Source organism: Ensifer sp. Root278 (assembly GCF_001429285.1).
Lineage (GTDB): Bacteria > Pseudomonadota > Alphaproteobacteria > Rhizobiales > Rhizobiaceae > Ensifer.
In genome coordinates, this window is record NZ_LMJJ01000004.1 from 159,377 (window position 1) to 175,700 (window position 16,324).

The 16,324-nt window shown below is 59.8% G+C and carries 18 protein-coding genes; 8 read left to right on the forward strand and 10 right to left on the reverse strand.

The genetic code is table 11. The features are described 5' to 3' along the window. Positions 1-516: 516 nt before the first annotated feature. Positions 517-1,332: a hypothetical protein gene (locus ASE60_RS06580; protein WP_057248945.1), complete on the forward strand. Its 816-nt coding sequence runs from the start codon at positions 517-519 to the stop codon at positions 1,330-1,332. A gap of 827 nt (positions 1,333-2,159) precedes the next feature. On the opposite strand, the gene ASE60_RS06590 is transcribed toward ASE60_RS06580, so the two are convergent. From ASE60_RS06590 to ASE60_RS06605, 4 genes are read right to left on the reverse strand one after another with little or no spacing between them, the layout of a single operon-like run. Further along, the gene (locus ASE60_RS06590) at positions 2,160-2,360 is read right to left on the reverse strand and encodes a hypothetical protein (protein ID WP_057248947.1); all 201 of its coding nucleotides are present in this window, start codon (positions 2,358-2,360) and stop codon (positions 2,160-2,162) included. A 2-nt stretch (positions 2,361-2,362) separates the two neighbouring features. Then, on the reverse strand, positions 2,363-2,800 hold the full coding sequence (locus ASE60_RS06595) for a hypothetical protein (protein ID WP_057248948.1): 438 nt from the start codon (positions 2,798-2,800) through the stop codon (positions 2,363-2,365). A gap of 5 nt (positions 2,801-2,805) precedes the next feature. Next, positions 2,806-3,738, reverse strand: a complete 933-nt coding sequence (locus ASE60_RS06600) for a hypothetical protein (RefSeq protein ID WP_057248949.1) — start codon at positions 3,736-3,738, stop codon at positions 2,806-2,808. A 5-nt stretch (positions 3,739-3,743) separates the two neighbouring features. Further along, positions 3,744-4,538, reverse strand: coding sequence for a hypothetical protein (locus ASE60_RS06605; RefSeq protein ID WP_057248950.1), 795 nt, complete (start codon positions 4,536-4,538; stop codon positions 3,744-3,746). 135 nt (positions 4,539-4,673) lie between these two features. Between ASE60_RS06605 and ASE60_RS06610 the strand changes: the two genes are divergently transcribed. The 5 genes from ASE60_RS06610 (at position 4,674) to ASE60_RS35125 (ending at position 8,519) form a co-directional block, all read left to right on the forward strand. Continuing rightward, positions 4,674-4,958 (forward strand): hypothetical protein, encoded by a 285-nt coding sequence (locus tag ASE60_RS06610; protein WP_057248951.1) that lies wholly within the window; start codon positions 4,674-4,676, stop codon positions 4,956-4,958. Between the two features lie 217 nt (positions 4,959-5,175). Next, on the forward strand, positions 5,176-5,400 hold the full coding sequence (locus tag ASE60_RS06615; protein ID WP_156414595.1) for a hypothetical protein: 225 nt from the start codon (positions 5,176-5,178) through the stop codon (positions 5,398-5,400). A gap of 156 nt (positions 5,401-5,556) precedes the next feature. After that, the gene (locus ASE60_RS06620) at positions 5,557-6,339 is read left to right on the forward strand and encodes an AAA family ATPase (RefSeq protein WP_057248953.1); all 783 of its coding nucleotides are present in this window, start codon (positions 5,557-5,559) and stop codon (positions 6,337-6,339) included. After that, positions 6,330-6,692, forward strand: coding sequence for a helix-turn-helix domain-containing protein (locus ASE60_RS06625; RefSeq protein ID WP_057248954.1), 363 nt, complete (start codon positions 6,330-6,332; stop codon positions 6,690-6,692). Before ASE60_RS06620 ends, ASE60_RS06625 begins: the two co-directional genes overlap by 10 nt. A 1,572-nt stretch (positions 6,693-8,264) precedes the next feature. Then, positions 8,265-8,519 (forward strand): DUF1127 domain-containing protein, encoded by a 255-nt coding sequence (locus ASE60_RS35125; protein ID WP_192494708.1) that lies wholly within the window; start codon positions 8,265-8,267, stop codon positions 8,517-8,519. Between the two features lie 90 nt (positions 8,520-8,609). Here the strand turns inward: ASE60_RS35125 and ASE60_RS06645 are convergent, their stop codons facing one another. The 4 genes from ASE60_RS06645 to purC form a co-directional block, all read right to left on the reverse strand. Further along, entirely contained in the window at positions 8,610-9,017 is a 408-nt protein-coding gene (locus tag ASE60_RS06645; RefSeq protein ID WP_057248958.1) for a hypothetical protein, read from the reverse strand. A 56-nt stretch (positions 9,018-9,073) separates the two neighbouring features. Next, positions 9,074-9,745, reverse strand: coding sequence for a phosphoribosylformylglycinamidine synthase subunit PurQ (gene purQ, locus ASE60_RS06650; protein WP_043614510.1), 672 nt, complete (start codon positions 9,743-9,745; stop codon positions 9,074-9,076). Between the two features lie 165 nt (positions 9,746-9,910). Then, positions 9,911-10,153, reverse strand: coding sequence for a phosphoribosylformylglycinamidine synthase subunit PurS (gene purS / locus ASE60_RS06655; protein WP_057248959.1), 243 nt, complete (start codon positions 10,151-10,153; stop codon positions 9,911-9,913). Positions 10,154-10,171: 18 nt separating this feature from the next. Then, positions 10,172-10,936 carry a phosphoribosylaminoimidazolesuccinocarboxamide synthase gene (gene purC / locus ASE60_RS06660; RefSeq protein ID WP_057248960.1) on the reverse strand — a complete coding sequence of 255 codons (765 nt, stop codon included), beginning with the start codon at positions 10,934-10,936 and terminating at the stop codon, positions 10,172-10,174. A 336-nt stretch (positions 10,937-11,272) separates the two neighbouring features. Between purC and ASE60_RS06665 the strand changes: the two genes are divergently transcribed. Beyond that, complete coding sequence (locus tag ASE60_RS06665; protein WP_057248961.1) at positions 11,273-11,587, forward strand: DUF1476 domain-containing protein; 315 nt, start codon at positions 11,273-11,275, stop codon at positions 11,585-11,587. A gap of 53 nt (positions 11,588-11,640) precedes the next feature. Here ASE60_RS06665 and ASE60_RS06670 read toward each other — a convergent pair whose 3' ends face one another. Both ASE60_RS06670 and ASE60_RS06675 read right to left on the reverse strand, forming a co-directional pair. Next, positions 11,641-14,175 (reverse strand): EAL domain-containing protein, encoded by a 2,535-nt coding sequence (locus tag ASE60_RS06670; RefSeq protein WP_057248962.1) that lies wholly within the window; start codon positions 14,173-14,175, stop codon positions 11,641-11,643. A gap of 194 nt (positions 14,176-14,369) precedes the next feature. After that, the gene (locus ASE60_RS06675) at positions 14,370-14,924 is read right to left on the reverse strand and encodes an alpha/beta hydrolase (RefSeq protein ID WP_057248963.1); all 555 of its coding nucleotides are present in this window, start codon (positions 14,922-14,924) and stop codon (positions 14,370-14,372) included. Positions 14,925-15,181: 257 nt separating this feature from the next. Here ASE60_RS06675 and ASE60_RS06680 point away from each other — a divergent pair, with 257 nt between their 5' ends. Next, a complete protein-coding gene (locus ASE60_RS06680) occupies positions 15,182-15,997 on the forward strand; it encodes a DUF2189 domain-containing protein (RefSeq protein ID WP_057248964.1) in 816 nt (271 codons plus the stop codon). Positions 15,998-16,324 lie beyond the last annotated feature (327 nt).

Consider the following 16,324-nt stretch of genomic DNA (forward strand, 5'->3'; position numbering starts at 1 on the left):
CGGGTATTCGTGTCGGCTTACCGTCCCGGTTATGAGGCGTGACAAGGAGCGGGACAGACGTGTATTTGTCGATGTGTCAAATAGGCGTGTGCAGGTATATCTAGTGATATCAACAATTTAGCTTCTCATTCGTTTACCCTGCTGCGCCACTCGGGTAAAAAAGGCACCGTGTCCGGGTAGTCGTCGCCCGGTGTGGCCGTGGCCCGGAGGGGGCCGGGCTTCCCCCCAAAGGGGCCCCGCAGGGGGAGGAGGTACTAGCCCCACCACATGGACACTAGGTCAATTCCAGAAAAAGCGTTCGCCCCATAAGTGATTGATAAAGCAGGCCTTTTCCCGTTTGCCGTGCCTGCACCCGAAATCCATGCGAAAACAACCCGTAAGCCGTTGTTTCAAATAGCTTTCCTACGTTTTCCTGATGGGTGGGGCCGGGAGCAGTCTCAAAAAAAAGCCGCGTGTAGCGTCTCGCGTTGAGCCTACAACTCAAGCTAATCTTCCTCTGCAACCACGGGGGAATAGATGTCGCGAGTCCGCAAGAAGAAAGAAAAAGTCGATCTTGAATCCGCAAAGGCTGCGTATGCCGACTTCGAGCGGGCTACCAGCAACGCGGTGACCATATCCCAACGCAACCTTGGCATGGTTCACACCGGGCGTCAAAGACGTGCCTTGTCGGTGTTCACAAAGCTGATTATGCACAATATGTCGATATCGGTTCTTGCCGACCGCTTCTTTGATAATCCTAGCGGATCGGCCCTGCTTGACCATTATTCACTAGCTGTGCTGGCTCGGGCTTCAATAGATGCTAGCCTGATGACGATGTACATTTCGGAGCCAAGCCTCAGCACTAAGCAGTGGGATTTGCGCCGACAGCTTCTGTTTTTACACGACGACAGCAACCGAAAACGGTTCTTAAAGCCACTCAAAGCCTACGGGGTGCAGGCCAGCGACCCGGCTAACGATGGTGTCAGACTCGGCATTCAAACGCGCATACGCGAGCTAGGGGCTGCACTTCTGTACAGCGAACCGAAGATTGCGGAGTTTCAGAACGGTATGTTCTTATTCTTGGATGGCGTTCGCGGCGCGGTTAGAGAGGCGGGATGGAGCGTCGACGACTTCGATTTCAATCAGTCTTACCTTTCGGCATATGTGCACACGCACCCCGTGAGCTTCATGAGATTTGACGAACAGTTGCGCGTTGGGGGCATTTCACCATTTCAAGCCGATTTCTGCCATTACCTTTTCAGTATGTTGCAAGAGTACACGCAATCCGTAGTCGACAGGATGGACGTCTTTAGCGTTCCCGATAAGGGTGACCCCAACGGACACATAGAATAGAAGACACCGAGCGGCGCAGAGTGGGCCACCGGCTTAACGCCGGGATCGATGGCCAGCTTGTTCCGGGGCTCACTCCGGTCAAGGGCACGCAAGCTCTCGGGCTTCGCCCTCGACCCTATGACCTGCGTTCACTCCTCACGGCACGCCATCTCGCTTCCGGCTAAAGCTACTGTGGCCCGACCGATCATCGGGGACGCGGGCCGGCGTGTGAGGGCCAATTTCCGGGCCGAAACCCTTGCGCCGCAGGGCATTGAGCCCCTAACCCGACTAGTCGGGTGCAAATAAGCGGCCACTGGCGAGTGTTTCTTGTGGCCGCCATCACCCATCAGATTATCTTTCCGAAGGGCCTTGCTGGCCAACGTCGTCAGAGCGTGGGCGCATCAATGACGGGTGGCGGGCGGTTGCTCAGCGGTCGACGCCGTGTCGTACACGAAGGTGCGGCGTGGGGTCCTGGCTTTAACGACCCGGTGGAAATTGGTGATAGCCATAGCCCGCATCTTGGGGGTGTAGGGGCCGCCGACGATCTCGGCCCGCCGTGTCCCGATCAGCGTAGATGTGAGGACAAGGCGACCGTCTGGAAGCTTGCGCAGCTTGACCACGGACGGCCCGGCTAGAGCGCTAAGCAATGGGGTAGAGGCCAGACGTTCAGCGTTTGTGAGATGGGCCATGGGTGACCTCCTCAATGGCCGGGACAAACCGGCAAGTGTAATGCGTGGGTGGTGGTGGTGGTGGTGGCCGGAGGAGACTGAGACCGGCCACCTTGCTAACGGCGGCACAAACACCGTCAGCGGCCCGGCTAGGAAACACTGCCGGGATGGGTTTGGCCGTTAGCCTGCCTCAGGGCCGGACGCGTCGTCGTCGTCACCCTCGTCAGCGGCGTTTAGCAGGCGTTTGGCGATTGCGAGGGCTGCGGCTTCGGCGTCGGTTTCGTCGGCCTCATCGAACAGGTCTAGCAGGTCGTCGGCCAGATCCTCGGCTGTCTCGGCGTTGTCGATGGCCTTCTGGAGCTTGCGGTCGATCGAACGCATGGTCAGGCATCCTGTTGCGTGAGGAGTTCAAACAGGCGATCGGCGTCCTCTTTGTTGAGGGGGCGTGGCGAGATCATGGTCCCGTCGACGTCAACGATTTTAAATCGACCGCCGCCGAGCCCCAACATCGTGAAGCCCGTCTCTGACGAGGCGACGACCTCTTCCGTCAGCGATCCAGCCGCTTCCTTGAGAGCGGCATCAATTTCAGCCTGGAATTGTGCCTTCTTATCGCTCAAAAACTTGACCCGTCCGAGGGCCACGACGTCAAAGCCAGCTGCGGCTGCCACGGCTTCACTGACCGAGCGCCCAAAGTCATCGTAGAACGAACCTGGCTCGTCCTTGTACATGTAGACCCGAGTGGCCGAGATGTAGGATTGTTTCATTGTGACGCCACGGTCGAGGTCGATTTTACCAACGTAGCCGGGTTGTGTAGTGCTCATAATATTCACTCCTGAATTGGGGTTGTGGCTGCGGGGATCGGGTCACCGCGTTTGGCTGTGGACTTGGATTTGACGTTCGCGGCGATCGTGGCCGCTTCACCTGCGGTGAGGGGCTGCCCGTGTTGTTCGGTGGCCTTCGCGTTGAAGATGGCAGCATCGATCTTCTGGGCGACACGTGCTTTGGCCTTGGCTGCGCGCAACGCGACCGTGTAACTGTCGACAAGGGCCACGTCTGCAATCCGCCCCTTCTCAATGCCGGTCACGTCGCTCTTAGACAGGGCTGCGTGTCCGAACTTCACGACCAGCTTGCCAGCGTCCTCAGGCGACAGGGCAAGTTCCTCACGGATGGTCTTGAGTTGCTTACCGAGTGCCGGGTCGCCCTTCGCGGCAGGTTTGTGGCCGCCTGTGAGCAGCGAGGCGACGTCGATGCCGTTGGCCATCATGGAGTTTACCAAGGACTTGCGGACTTCCTGTTCGTGCTCCTGACGTTCGACCATCCGGGACGCGTACATGGCATCGATTTCAGCCGACAGACGCGAAGCCCTTTCTTCAAGCGGACGAAACGCACTCGCAACGACGCGCAAGAGGTTCAGGTCGAGCCCGGACGGAAGATCCGCGATGACGAGCCGTGCGCCGCTTGCGACCAGTTTGGACGCGTTGACGACAAGGGACGTCGGCGTGGTCCCAAGGCTTCCAAGCGTGGCTGTGACGAACGCATCGTCAGGCCCGATAGCCGATAGGATTTGCTGGAGCGTCCTTTCACCGCCTGCGGGCTCTGTCATCGTGCGGGCTACGAGGGCTAGGCCGTCGCCGTCCCGTTGCGAGGGCAAACCCGCTTGGATGCCCGCTGCGTTCGCCGCTGCGTGCTGTTGCTTGACAATGTGATCGGCGGATTGGCCGGGGGCCGGTTGTGGCCGCAAGTAAACAATTGTGTTCATGTTCGTTAATCCTGATCGCGCATGCGCTGGAGAAGGGCACTAAGGCTGCCCGGTTCATGGGAATTGTGACTTTTGGGCTGGTGGCCCGTGGAATAGGGCGAGTGGCCGCCTGCACCACCGCCGAGCATGTCCGTGCGATCGTCGTATGTGTCGGCTTGGCTCCGTAGCTCGCGGACCTCACGTTCACCGGCCACCTGATCTACGGCGTTGGCGAGCGTCTCAAAGGCCGCCGCACGGTCGACCGGGTCTTCGTAGATACTTTCCAGATCAGCCGCGCTGGCACCGGTTTGCTGCATCAGCCCGCGTAGTGCCTCCTCGACGTCGCGCGGGTCATCGTAGGGATGGGCCAATTGGTACGACGTCCACATTCGCCCGGAAATGCGTTGGTAGCTCTCGTTTTCGGCCTGTCTGCGAATGATGTCGTCGCTCGTCTTGATGAGCGGCTTGGCCGGAACGAAGGTCCCTGCAAGAGCACCGGGTTGATAGGCTTGGCCGTCTGCGCCAAAGACCGTGTCATCGGGCCAGCGCTCCTGTGAGCGCCTGAGGTTTTCAACTGCGGAATTCCATAAAAGGTTCTGGTTGCCGACACTGAGGCGGTCATTCTGATCGGGTTCGATCAAACCGCTCGCGACCTGAAACGCCGTAATTCCGTCCGACAGCGATGCCTCGTTGTATCGAGAGGGCAGGGTCGACGCTGGCAGGGCTGAGATGCGGTTTTCGATATCGGCTAGCTGCCGGGCGTATTCATCATTTGCGCGCTGGAGCAGTTCGGCCTCGCGCTTTTCCTTCCGTGTACCCATTCCTCTGTTCTCCTGAACTTTTCACTTGACAGCCTTTGCTGTCTCTGAGTGCCCCTACTATCCCACGGCCACACGACCGTGTAAAGTGGGTGTGTCAAGGCATGATTTTCTATTGTTTGGAAAGGAGGGAAACAAATGCCTAACGAATACATCAATAACCCACTAAACGAGCACCGGCTTTCCATCAAAGCCTTCGCGGCAATTTCGGGCTATTCTCGCCAGTGGCTATACATCCTGAGCAAGCAGCACGTCGGCCCCGTGCTCCTCACGACCTACACGCAGACGGGAGCCCAACGCCGTTTTTATAATGCGCTCAGTGCGCTGCGATGGCTCAACGAGCAACGGCCCGAGCGTGCTGATGCGTACTTGAGAGTGCTTGAGGCCGCCGACCCGTCGATTGATTGGAGGGCGGGCCTGTGAGTACCAGCCAATCCAAGCGGTCATATCTCGCGGGCAGAGCAAAAGTCCCCGTCGACCGCAATTCAAAGGTCCGCGTGGCTAGGCCGTGGCACGATCCGCTAGAGGACGGCGACCCGGAGTGGGCCGCACGCAAGTCTTTGTGGAAGGCCGCCCTTCAGCCCTACGTGGACCGTTTCGCCCCTCGCAATGATGGTCCGGGCCAGCGGGGTGAATGGTGATGGCCCGCCGTGTCGTCAGGTCCAGCATCGATGTGGCCGCCCTCGTTGAGCAATTGGCCATAGGCTCGGCCAAGGTCGATGGGTGGACCGCCGCCGAGAAAGCCGCCGTTGACGCGTATCTGCGCCGGGAACGTGACCGGCTGGAGGCTCAACTCGCCATCGAAAAACGGATTAATTGGCAGGCACAGACGTGGGCCGAACTGCGCGGACGGACACGACTATGACCCGGCAAACCATTAGCACCCTAATATCTCGACGTCGAAATCAGGGGGCTAGTACATGCCGGGTGAGGGCGTATCCTGAACGATGGATAAAAAAAGCGGCCACAAAGGACCGCTCATTTCACAGACACTCAAACACTCAGGGAAAGGAACCCATGAATGTCGACACAAAGTACACCGGCCACGGCCACAGAGCAACCCGATCACGAGACGGTGTGGGTCCGTGACGCGTCCGGCAACCTCAAACCAAAGCAGCTCCGTAGCGCCGAGGTCTACAAGCTATACCCGCTCAAAACTGCCGAGGTTGTCTCCAAAAAGACCAAACTCCGCATCGTTCAGGCGGGTGAATGGCTCCATGACTGGAAGCCAGCACAGTCGCTGATAAATGGGCTCTTTCGCCGCAAGTACGTTTACAGCCTCACCGCTCCAGCCGGGTCCGGCAAAACCGCCGTGGCCCTGACGATCGCTGCACATGTGGCCGAGGGGCGGGACCTAGGCGACCACGTCACAACCGACGGGCGGGTGCTTTACCTCGCGGGCGAGAACGATGGGGACGTAATGGAGCGACTGCACATGATGGCGGAGACGATGCAGTTCGATTTAGCCTCGTTGCCTCTCGACTTTCTGCCATTCGTTGGCGGCATGGACGACATCAAAGCCACGATACGGGCAACCGGCCATGAATACAGTCTCGTCATCGTAGACACATCGCAAGCGTACTTCAGCGGTGACGACTTCAATGACAACCGCGCGGCCAAAGATTGGGCACAGGAGCTGCGGACGCTCGCAGATGACCTGCCCGGTGGGCCAACCGTGGTTGTGCTCAGCCACCCACCCAAAAGCGCGGACCGTGGGCCGTACGTGCATTCGGCGGCAGCACCTTCCGGAACGAAATTGATGGCAACACGTACCTGGACCGATATGACAACATTGTGCTGTTGACCCGTGATCCGTTGAAGTTTCGCGGCGCTCAGTTTGAGCCGTTGGCGTTTAAGCTGGAGGTGGTTACGTCCCTCCAGACGATGGATGCAGACGGCAACCCGCTCACGACCGTGGTCGCGTGGCCCCTCACGCAGGCTGAATATGCCGAGATCCGCGATAGCGGTAAGGGGCTGAGCCCAACTCAAGCCGTGGTCCTAAAGGCAATTACGGATGAGGGCGGGCAGTCGCTTCAAACCTATGCGGACGGGCTCGGCCTGAAGAAAGGTCAAGTGCAGACGGCTCTAAATGCACTGGTGAAGCGCGGGTTAGTCGAAAAGCGCGAGGGCGATAAGCCGTGGGCCGTTGCCGTATGAGCCTCATACGCTCAACCTCTGTACGCCCCTGCAAACCAAAGGATGCAGGCCGGTGGGAGAGAATTTATTCTCCCCACCTACTCATGGTCCCATACACCGTATGAAGCGTATGAAACCTTAAGCATACGATTTTTCATACGGTCGAAAACCGGGCAGCAACAGGCGAACGCGGTTGCATACCTTCGACTATTCCCGTCATATCGAAGTCGGCTCTGCCGAAGTAGCGTCAGTGACCGGGAGGCAATTCATTGTATCGCAGCGGGATCGCGGTAGCTTTATCAGCGGTAATAACCACCAGCGCACTAGCAGCGAATGACGAGAGCGCTTGCCTTGCCGCCGCTTTAGACGCCTACACCAACGCAAATCTAACCTTGATCGGATCGGCTGGCGTACCGATGCCAGCGAACGCCCTGATTGCCCAGCGGAGACTGGAAGAGGAATATTGCACTCGCGCAACCGAGTGCCTTGCCGCACGCCTTCCGGGAGATCAAAGGGCTATGCAGTCTGACGTGCTGTTCTCCAGTTGCTTGCGGGCCAAAGCCAAGGACAAGTACCAGGATTAGAACATTCGCCTCTCAGTGGCCCGCTAAATCGACGCGACTAGTCGAGTGTTGAGCCGAGCCGAGCGCACCTCTCAGAGCACTAGGTTCGCGGATGCCGTCTTGGAAACAGATGATAAGTCGTCTTGCTATATCCTCTGCGGTTTCGCAATCCCTCGACAACCTCCGCTCCCGGAGAATGTCGGCGAAGACCTGTTCGATTTGATCCATTTCGTGGGGGAGAAGTGCTTTCCAGCTGGGTGCGGAGAACATCGCGCGACCTCCTGACTTGGGGCGAAAGCGCGGATGATCTTCCAGTCGTCGGGGCCCTGATAACTGCCCAGCGATACCAACAGTATGCGCCGTTCTGGCCGCAATGCAACGAAATCGGAAGATCCTGAGTGAGGACCCACCCCATTCGACACGCCTCAGGATGGCCCTCTAAATCGGCCCGTCTAGTCGTCTCTTTGGCCGGGTCCGATCGTCCACCGTTGAGCCGAGCCCGAGAGGGCGTGCAGGGACCCTGACCCGACTTATGCCCATTGACGGCGAGAGGCCCCCAGTAAGATCCCGCCGGGCCTCAGCCCCCGTCGGGGCTGGGCACGAAATAGCGGGGTCTGGGGGACGCGATGCTAGTCATGGGCTGGATGGCGGGATAGGGGGCACGCTGGGCGCAGGCGTTGCCCGTGCGTTTAAACGCGAATTGTACCCATTGTGACGATTGCATTGTTTTGATCCGCCCACCGCAGGACCGCCGCGAGGGGCCAGAGGAGCCGAATCTTACCCGCTCTGGGGAGCTAGAAAGGCTCCTCCAAGGGGAAAATCAGGCCGAAAGCGGCCCTCCGAGCGCGCTCTGAGCAGCTAAAATCGCTACCCCGTGTATACCCCAACTCTGGGTAACGCCTTAAATCTCTGACGTTATTAGCATTTCCGAATGAATAGTTTTGTCATAGTGACAATTCTTTAGATTACAGCGCGAAATATGTCAATTATCACCGATACAACGATAGCAATCGCTGCATTGAGGTTATCAATGAGTACAATCGATACAATTTGTTTGTCCCGCGCGGAAGCGAAGTCCGTCGAGCGCACCAGCACATTGCTGGGCGGCGACTATTCGGACGAACGCGAAGGCCTGTTGAAGCGGTTTTGGGGGCTCTATCGCGAACTGGCGGCGAAGCGACGCGGTCGCATGGCGCTCGGGGAAATGAGCGATTGGCAGCTTAGGGATATCGGTGTTTCCGAGAAGGACGCGCGCCAGGAATCGACTGTCCCGTTCTGGCGCTAGCTCGGATTAGAACGACTGTCCGACAATGCACAATGGCCGGCGCCCTTTGAGGTCGGCGGCCATTGGTCAATTCGCCAATTTGACTGGGGTCTACTTGCAGCCCTGTCCGCCGGCAGCCCAGCGCTTGATATCGGCGGCCATCCGCGTGCCGACGGGTTCGCTCATCAACGGTCCGAAGGCCTGCAGGCGTGCCGGGTTGCCCTCGGCCTGAACGACGGCGAGCGGGCGTGCTTCCGGCGATTTGCGCGGCACGATCAGTATGCGCGGGCGGCCCGAGAAGGAATTAAGCTCCGGCGCCAGGCGATAGGACTTGAACTCGGAATCGCCCGATTTGAACCAGCAGCCGTTGGCGCCAAGCGCCACGCGCTCCATGGTCGGCAGTGCGGCCGTGTTCGGGCTCGGCGCCGGCGGCTTCGGCGATTGGCACGAAGCGAGAAGGGCCAGGCCAAACGTTGCGCAGGCAAGGCCGGCCAGGCGTGCAGGGACAAATGAAGGCATCGACGGTCTCGCTCGCATTTCAGGGATGGATCGGATGCCTTCTATCAGCCGGATGGTTAAGCGGCGATTACTTCGAGCGCAGACGCAAAGAGGCCGCGGCCGTCGGAGCCGCCATGAGCCGCTTCGATCAGGTTTTCCGGATGCGGCATCATACCGAGCACGTTACCCTCGGCATTCATCACGCCGGCGATATCGTTCATCGAACCGTTCGGGTTGGTGCCTTCGGCATAGCGGAACACCACCTGGCCATTGCCTTCGATCGTCTTCAGCGTCTCGGCATCGGCGAAGTAGTTGCCGTCGTGGTGGGCGACCGGCGAGCGGATGATCTGGCCCTTCGAGTAGGCGCGGGTGAAGTCGGTGTCGGCATTGACCACTTCGAGCTTGATCTCGCGGCAGACGAACTTCAGCGAGGCATTGCGCATCAGCGCGCCCGGCAGGAGGCCGGCCTCGACGAGGATCTGGAAGCCGTTGCAGACGCCGAGAACCTTGACGCCCTTTTCCGCCTTGGCCTTGATCGCCTGCATGACCGGCATGCGCGCTGCGATCGCGCCACAGCGCAGATAGTCGCCATAGGAGAAGCCGCCCGGGATGACGATCAGATCGACATCGGGGATATCCGTTTCCGTCTGCCAGACGGTGACCGGAGCCTTGCCGGAAATCTTGGTGAGGGCCGCGATCATGTCGCGGTCGCGGTTGAGGCCCGGAAGCTGAACGACGGCTGACTTCATATCTCTGTCTCCGTTAGCGGCGAGATCAAATCTTGATGCCCCACCCCGACGAGCCAGGCATCTCCCGATCGCAGCACCGCTCCGTTGGGCGTTCGTGCTGCTTCGGCGTTTCTTAACGTCTGGATCCGCGCCCGAAGGCACGGACCGATCTTCATGCCTGATCGATCAGGCGAACGAGATGCTGTAGTTCTCGATCACCGTGTTGGCGAGCAGCTTTTCGCACATCGCCTTGAGGTCTTCTTCGGCCTTGGCCTTGTCTGTGGATTCGATCTGCAGATCGAAAACCTTGCCCTGACGGACCTGGCCGATGCCGTCGAAGCCGAGTGCGCCGAGCGCACCTTCGATTGCCTTGCCCTGCGGATCGAGAACGCCGTTCTTCAGCGTCACGGTTACACGTGCCTTGATCACTTTGATTTTCCCCGAAAGTTATTTCACCAGAACCGGACCGGTGCCGCGCACGGGTTCGTTCTCGTTCATGATGCCAAGACGGCGGGCGACTTCCTGGTAGGCCTCGACGAGGCCGCCAAGGTCGCGGCGGAAGCGGTCCTTGTCGAGCTTCTCGCGGGTCTCGATGTCCCAGAGACGGCAGCTATCCGGCGAAATCTCGTCGGCGAGCACGATGCGCATCATGTCGCCCTCGAACAGACGGCCGCACTCGATCTTGAAGTCGACGAGCTGGATGCCGACGCCCAGGAACAGGCCCGAAAGGAAGTCGTTGATGCGGATGGCGAGCGCCATGATGTCGTCGAGTTCCTGGGGGCTTGCCCAGCCGAAGGCGGTGATGTGCTCTTCGGAGACCATCGGGTCTTCCAGCGCATCGGCCTTGTAGTAGAACTCGATGATCGAACGGGGGAGAACGGTGCCTTCCTCGATGCCGAGGCGCTTGGACAGCGAGCCGGCGGCAACGTTGCGCACGACGATCTCGAGCGGGATGATCTCGACTTCCTTGATCAACTGCTCGCGCATGTTGAGGCGGCGGATGAAGTGTGTGGGGATGCCGATCTTGTTGAGATGCGTGAAGATGTACTCGGAAATACGGTTGTTCAGCACGCCTTTGCCGTCGATGACGTCATGCTTTTTCTTGTTGAAGGCGGTCGCGTCGTCCTTGAAAAATTGGATGAGCGTACCTGGCTCCGGACCCTCATAGAGGATCTTGGCCTTGCCCTCGTAGATACGGCGGCGACGATTCATGGATTCTGTCTCTGTGGTTGTTGGCGCTCTTGGGTCGCGCGCGTGGAATATCTCTCGGGGTCCATAACCGAAAAGAACGGATTTCACAATCGGCGTATCTTCCCGTCCCCTGATTTGCATAGGGCGCCCGCGCGTCTCTACCTGGACGCATCAAGGTCGCCGTGTCACTTTGGGCGCTGCGACGTATGTAGTCCCTGAATCGAAGGCGATTTCAGGAACCATACGGAGGGTAACATGAAAGTCATCAAACCGGAAAACTACGCATTGCAGTTTGACCTCCGTTTTGGTTTATGGCGATAACTGTTTCCGGCATGGAATTTTCAGGGAGATCGATTGATGACGACGATGCAGGATCGCGAAAAGGCCTTCGAGGCGAAGTTTGCGCTGGACGAAGAACTGAAGTTCAAGGCTGAAGCGCGCCGCAACAAGCTTGTCGGTCTCTGGGCTGCCGGTCTGCTCGGCAAGGCCGACGCCGACGCCTACGCCAACGAAGTGGTGGTTGCCGACTTCGAAGAGGCCGGCCACGAAGACGTCGTCCGCAAGATCAAGGCCGACTTTGACGCTGCAGGCGTTGCCCAGACGGAAGATCAGATCCGCTTGCGGATGCTCGAGCTTCTCGGCGAAGCCGTCCAGCAGATCCAGAACAAGTAAGTTTTCAGGCACCAATGCCGACCGTTCACGCCCGGCCATGAAGCCGGGCGTTTTTATTTGTCCTCCGTGCCGAAGACCGGCTTCCATCCGCGCCGCAGGCGCCGTTCAAGCTCCAGACGATCCATCGGGCGGGCCAGCGCGTAGCCCTGCAGCACATCGCAGCCGAGATCGCGCAGCATCGCCGCATGCTCCCAGGTCTCGACGCCTTCGCCGACGACCTCGATGTTGAGCGAATGGCCGATGTCGATGATCGCGCGGACCAGCTTAGCCTGTTTCGGGCTCTCCGTGATCGGTCCGACCAGCGCCCGGTCGATCTTCAGCCGCGCCGGATTGAGATTGAGCAGGCCGATGATCGAGGCGTGCCCGGTGCCGAAGTCGTCGATCTCCACCTCGATCCCAAGCGCGCCGAGGGCCGAGATGGTTTCGGCGATTTCATCTTCCGGATCGTCGAGGAAGATGGATTCGAGCAATTCGAACGAGAGGACGCCAGGGGCGATCTGCAGATCACGCAGGTCGGCGATCAGGCCGGGATCACGCAGGCGCGGCGACGACATGTTGACCGAGATCTTGGGAATGGCGAAGCCGGACTGCCGCCAGGACTGAAAGTCGGCATAGGCGAGCTCCACGACCTTTCGGTCGATGGCCGGCAGGACATTGATCTCCTCCGCGACCTTCAGGAAATGGAAGGGGGCAAGCACCCCGCGCTCAGGATGGTTCCAGCGAACCAGAGCCTCGACACCGGTTATCTCGAGTGAACGCGCATCGAACTGCGGCTGATAGTAAACCGTGAACTGCCCTTCCTCGATCGCCTGGCGAATATCGTCGCCGATCCGTTTGGCTGTCAGAATTTGTGTCTGGATCTGCTCAGAAAAGGCTTCGACCCGGTCCCGGCCGAGGCTCTTTGCCCGGTAGAGCGCGATGTCGGCATTCATCAACAACTGCTTCGCATCGAAATCGTCAGGCCCTTTCCAGGCAATGCCGATGCTCGCGCCCAGGCGGCAGAGCTGGCCCTCGTAGGGAATGGGGCGACGGAAGGCGTGCACGATACGCTCGGCAAGCTCGGAGAGCTGCGGCAGGTTGCGACCGCGGCGGCAGAGAATGACGAATTCGTCGCCGCCGATGCGGGCAATGAAATCGTCATGTCGCGCGTGCGCGCGAAGGATGGCAGCGGCATGGGTCAGCATGGCATCACCAGCCTGGTGCCCAAGCGTGTCGTTGATCTGTTTGAAACGATCAAGGTCGATATGCAGGATGGCGTTGACCGCGACGTTTTCCGCCAGCATCTGGTCGAGGTAGCGCCGGTTGGGCAGATCCGTCAGGTAGTCGTGCAGGGCGTTGTATTCGATCCTTATCCGCGCCAGCTCGAGCTCGCGGTTGCGCGCTTCGGCGGAAGCCTGGGCCTGGCGCAAGTCCTCCTGCAAAGCGATGTCTTCGGTGACGTCCCAGTTCGCCCCGATGAGCTTTCGCGTCCCGAGATGATCGATATAGGTCGCCGCATTGGAGCGGATATGCCGGATCGTGCCGTCCGGGCGCACGATCCGAAAGGCATTGCTGTAGGGCTTGCCGGAAGCGATGCCTTCGTTGGTCCGAGCGATGACCTTGTCGCGGTCGTCGGGATGCAGCGTGCTCTCCCAGGCTTCGGAGCTCGGCGGCCCATCACTTGGGTCGAGGCCGTAGATCTCGAACATGCGCTCGTCCCAGTCGTCCCTCTGGGCGTCGAGGTTGAAGTCGAACACGCCGATCTTCGAAACGCCGAGAGCGAGCCTCAGGCGGCGAGAGACCTCTTCGAGACGGGCCTCCGCCTCCTTGCGCGCCGTGATGTCCGTGTCCGTCCCGATGATGCGGGAGGGTCTGCCATCCGGCCAATAGGCAACGGACGCGCCACGGCTCTCGATCCAGACCCAATGCCCGTCCGCATGGCGCTCGCGGTACTCGAAGGTGTTGAACACAGCCTCGCCGGAATCCTGACGCTCGATTGCGGCACGCACATGCGCGTGGTCGTCGGGGTGGACGTTCTGGATCCAGGTCTCAAGACTACCGTCGACTTCGGCATCGTCGGGCAGGCCACGAAGCCGCTTCCAGGTGGTGGAGTAAAACAGGTTCCCGGTTTCGAAGTCGTGATCCCACACGCCTTCAAGTGCGCTGTCGAGCGCATATTTCCAGCGGGTTTCGTCGTTGCGCAGACCGGCGATTTCGTCGACGAGCTCATGGGCGGGGAGCATCAACAGGAGAAAGGCGTCCTGGTCGGCAAAAAGCACGGGTGACCAGGAGACAAGCATCGGCAGCGGACCGGAGAGGCTTTCGAAACGGAGCGTCGTGGACGCGGTCGTCGTGGGCGCCAAGGTGTTCCGCGCCGGCAACAGCGGCCGGTCCTCATCCAGCACGAGATCTGCGAGAAGGGCTTTGCGGAGCGAAGCGGGTGTCCTTAGCAGCAGTTCGCCGGCGCGCGCGTTGGTCGTTATGATCCGTCCCAGATCATTGGCAATGATTGCTCCGGCCGGCAAGCGCTCCAGAGCGGCCTGCGTGAGAACATCCGAATTCGCTGGCGCACCACGCGCACCTTTGGTGAGACCTTCGTTGACGGCCACTTATCCCATGTCCAGCGTTTGCGGCCGCATTTCCAAGGCACGGGAGCCGGAAATCAGGCTGCAAATCAAGATTCGACAGCGCTCAACGCCCTTTGACGACGAGTCACGTTGCCATGCCGACCGATGATGACCGCGGACAATGAACGTCGGATTAATGGGAAGTCGCAGCAGCCGTCAACCGGGGCGGCGAAGCATCAGGGCTTCAGGCGGCTCAGGAACTGAGCGAACACCATCGTTCCCTCCGGCCAGGGGCCATGCCCGGACTCGGTGTTGATATGGCCCGATTCGCCGGCGTCGACGAGCAGCGAACCCCAGGCCTTGGCGATATCGTCTGCGTGTTCGTAGGAACCGAAAGGATCGTTGCGGCTTGCAACCATCAGCGACGGGAACGGCAGGGGATCACGCGGATAGGGGCCGAATGTCATCAGATGCTTCGGGCGGATCGTCGGATTGGCCACATCCGGAGGTGCTACCAGGAAGGCGCCAGCGATCGGCTTGTTGAAGTGGGGCAGGGCGTGCACCGCAGTCGCGACGCCAAGCGAATGGGCGACGATGACGACCGGCTTTTCCGCCGCATTGACCTCTTCGATCATGCGCGCCACCCAATCTTCACGCACGGGCTTTGCCCACTCCGCCTGCTCGACGCGGCGCGCGGTGGACATCTTGCGCTCCCAGCGGGTCTGCCAGTGCTCCGGTCCGGAGTTGGTGTAGCCAGGGACAATGAGGATATGGGCGTCGGATACTTTCATAGTGGCCGCGATGTGGCGCTGAAAGCGGCCGAAGTCAAGACCTGCAACGCCGTGCGCTATTTGAGAGGCGCCATGGTCGCCGCAACACTTCGAAGGACTGTTGTTTTCATCCCTGGATCGGTAACGACCTGGAGAAACAGGCGGCAGGCGACAGCGCCTTCATTTTCTGTATAATCGCCATGACGGTCGCGGTTGGTGCGACTTTGTTTCGTCGCATCTCTGTTCCGCGGCCGCTCTAGTTCGTTGAGGAGTGAGCCATGACAACATTCCATGTTCTGTCGGGGGCGGATGCGAGTGTCGCCCACCCCGGGATAAAGAAGATTGGTGTCTCGGATGTGTTCGACGCCTTGCGTCTCGGATTTGAAGATTTTCGCGAAAAGCCGTCGCACTACGTCTTTCTATGCCTGATCTACCCGATTGCCGGCGCCGTGCTGATTACCTGGAGCGCAGGCGCAAACATGCTGCCGCTGCTTTATCCGCTGGTCTCGGGCTTTGCCCTGATCGGCCCTGTCGCGGCGATCGGTCTTTACGAAATCAGTCGACGGCGTGAACTCGGCATGGACTATTCATGGCCGCATGCGCTTCGCCTGCATCGCTCTCCAGCCTTGCCATCGATCATGGCCGTTGCCGCCATGCTTTTCGTGGTCTTCATTGTTTGGCTGCTGGTGGCCCAGGCGCTCTACGTACAAATCTTCGGGGCCGAACCGCCGGCTTCGATCGCTGCCTTCTGGAACGGCATCATCGGTACCGAACAGGGCTGGAACCTGATCCTCGTCGGCAACGCCGTCGGCTTCGTCTTCGCGGTCATCGTGCTCGCGACAACGGTCGTATCCTTCCCCTTGCTGATCGATCGCGATGTCGGCGCCGTCGCGGCGGTGGAAACGTCGATCCGCGCGACCCTCGTCAATCCGGTACCCGTCGCGCTCTGGGGCTTCATCATCGCGGCTGGCTTGGTGATCGGCTCGATCCCGGTCTTCGTCGGTCTTGCCGTCATCATGCCGATCTTCGGCCACGCCACATGGCATATCTATCGCAAGATGGTGGAGCCAGGTCCGCGCGCCGGTTCACGATAGGCGAGTCACGGCGCAACCTATCAACGCGAAAAGCGCCGCAGGTCAATCGACTTGCGGCGCTTTCAAGCGTGAGCGAAGACCGGTCTTACGGCCTAGCTCACTTCATTGTTTCATCGAAACAATGAAGTGATCTAGATCTTTGAAATTACGCAATTCCGGACGGAAAACCGTTTCGCACTTTTCCTGGAATTGCTTGTCTTATGACATTGGCTGCCGAACAGGTCAGAAAGGAACCGCTGCGGGAGGGTCGCCGCCCTCCCGCAGCGGCGAGGGTCGGATCGTTGGAATTGCGGACCTTTTGATGGGTCGAGCTAGAGTCGGATCGCC

Coding starts and splice junctions, on each gene's coding strand:
- ASE60_RS35125 (WP_192494708.1), top strand. CDS start 8,265: ATGAGTACAATCGATACAATTTGTTTGTCCCGCGCGGAAGCGAAGTCC.
- ASE60_RS06615 (WP_156414595.1), top strand. CDS start 5,176: ATGGCCCGCCGTGTCGTCAGGTCCAGCATCGATGTGGCCGCCCTCGTT.
- ASE60_RS06595 (WP_057248948.1), bottom strand. CDS start 2,800: ATGAGCACTACACAACCCGGCTACGTTGGTAAAATCGACCTCGACCGT.
- ASE60_RS06610 (WP_057248951.1), top strand. CDS start 4,674: ATGCCTAACGAATACATCAATAACCCACTAAACGAGCACCGGCTTTCC.
- ASE60_RS06680 (WP_057248964.1), top strand. CDS start 15,182: ATGACAACATTCCATGTTCTGTCGGGGGCGGATGCGAGTGTCGCCCAC.
- ASE60_RS06580 (WP_057248945.1), top strand. CDS start 517: ATGTCGCGAGTCCGCAAGAAGAAAGAAAAAGTCGATCTTGAATCCGCA.
- ASE60_RS06620 (WP_057248953.1), top strand. CDS start 5,557: ATGTCGACACAAAGTACACCGGCCACGGCCACAGAGCAACCCGATCAC.
- ASE60_RS06675 (WP_057248963.1), bottom strand. CDS start 14,924: ATGAAAGTATCCGACGCCCATATCCTCATTGTCCCTGGCTACACCAAC.
- ASE60_RS06605 (WP_057248950.1), bottom strand. CDS start 4,538: ATGGGTACACGGAAGGAAAAGCGCGAGGCCGAACTGCTCCAGCGCGCA.
- ASE60_RS06590 (WP_057248947.1), bottom strand. CDS start 2,360: ATGCGTTCGATCGACCGCAAGCTCCAGAAGGCCATCGACAACGCCGAG.
- ASE60_RS06665 (WP_057248961.1), top strand. CDS start 11,273: ATGACGACGATGCAGGATCGCGAAAAGGCCTTCGAGGCGAAGTTTGCG.
- ASE60_RS06600 (WP_057248949.1), bottom strand. CDS start 3,738: ATGAACACAATTGTTTACTTGCGGCCACAACCGGCCCCCGGCCAATCC.
- purQ (WP_043614510.1), bottom strand. CDS start 9,745: ATGAAGTCAGCCGTCGTTCAGCTTCCGGGCCTCAACCGCGACCGCGAC.
- ASE60_RS06645 (WP_057248958.1), bottom strand. CDS start 9,017: ATGCCTTCATTTGTCCCTGCACGCCTGGCCGGCCTTGCCTGCGCAACG.
- purC (WP_057248960.1), bottom strand. CDS start 10,936: ATGAATCGTCGCCGCCGTATCTACGAGGGCAAGGCCAAGATCCTCTAT.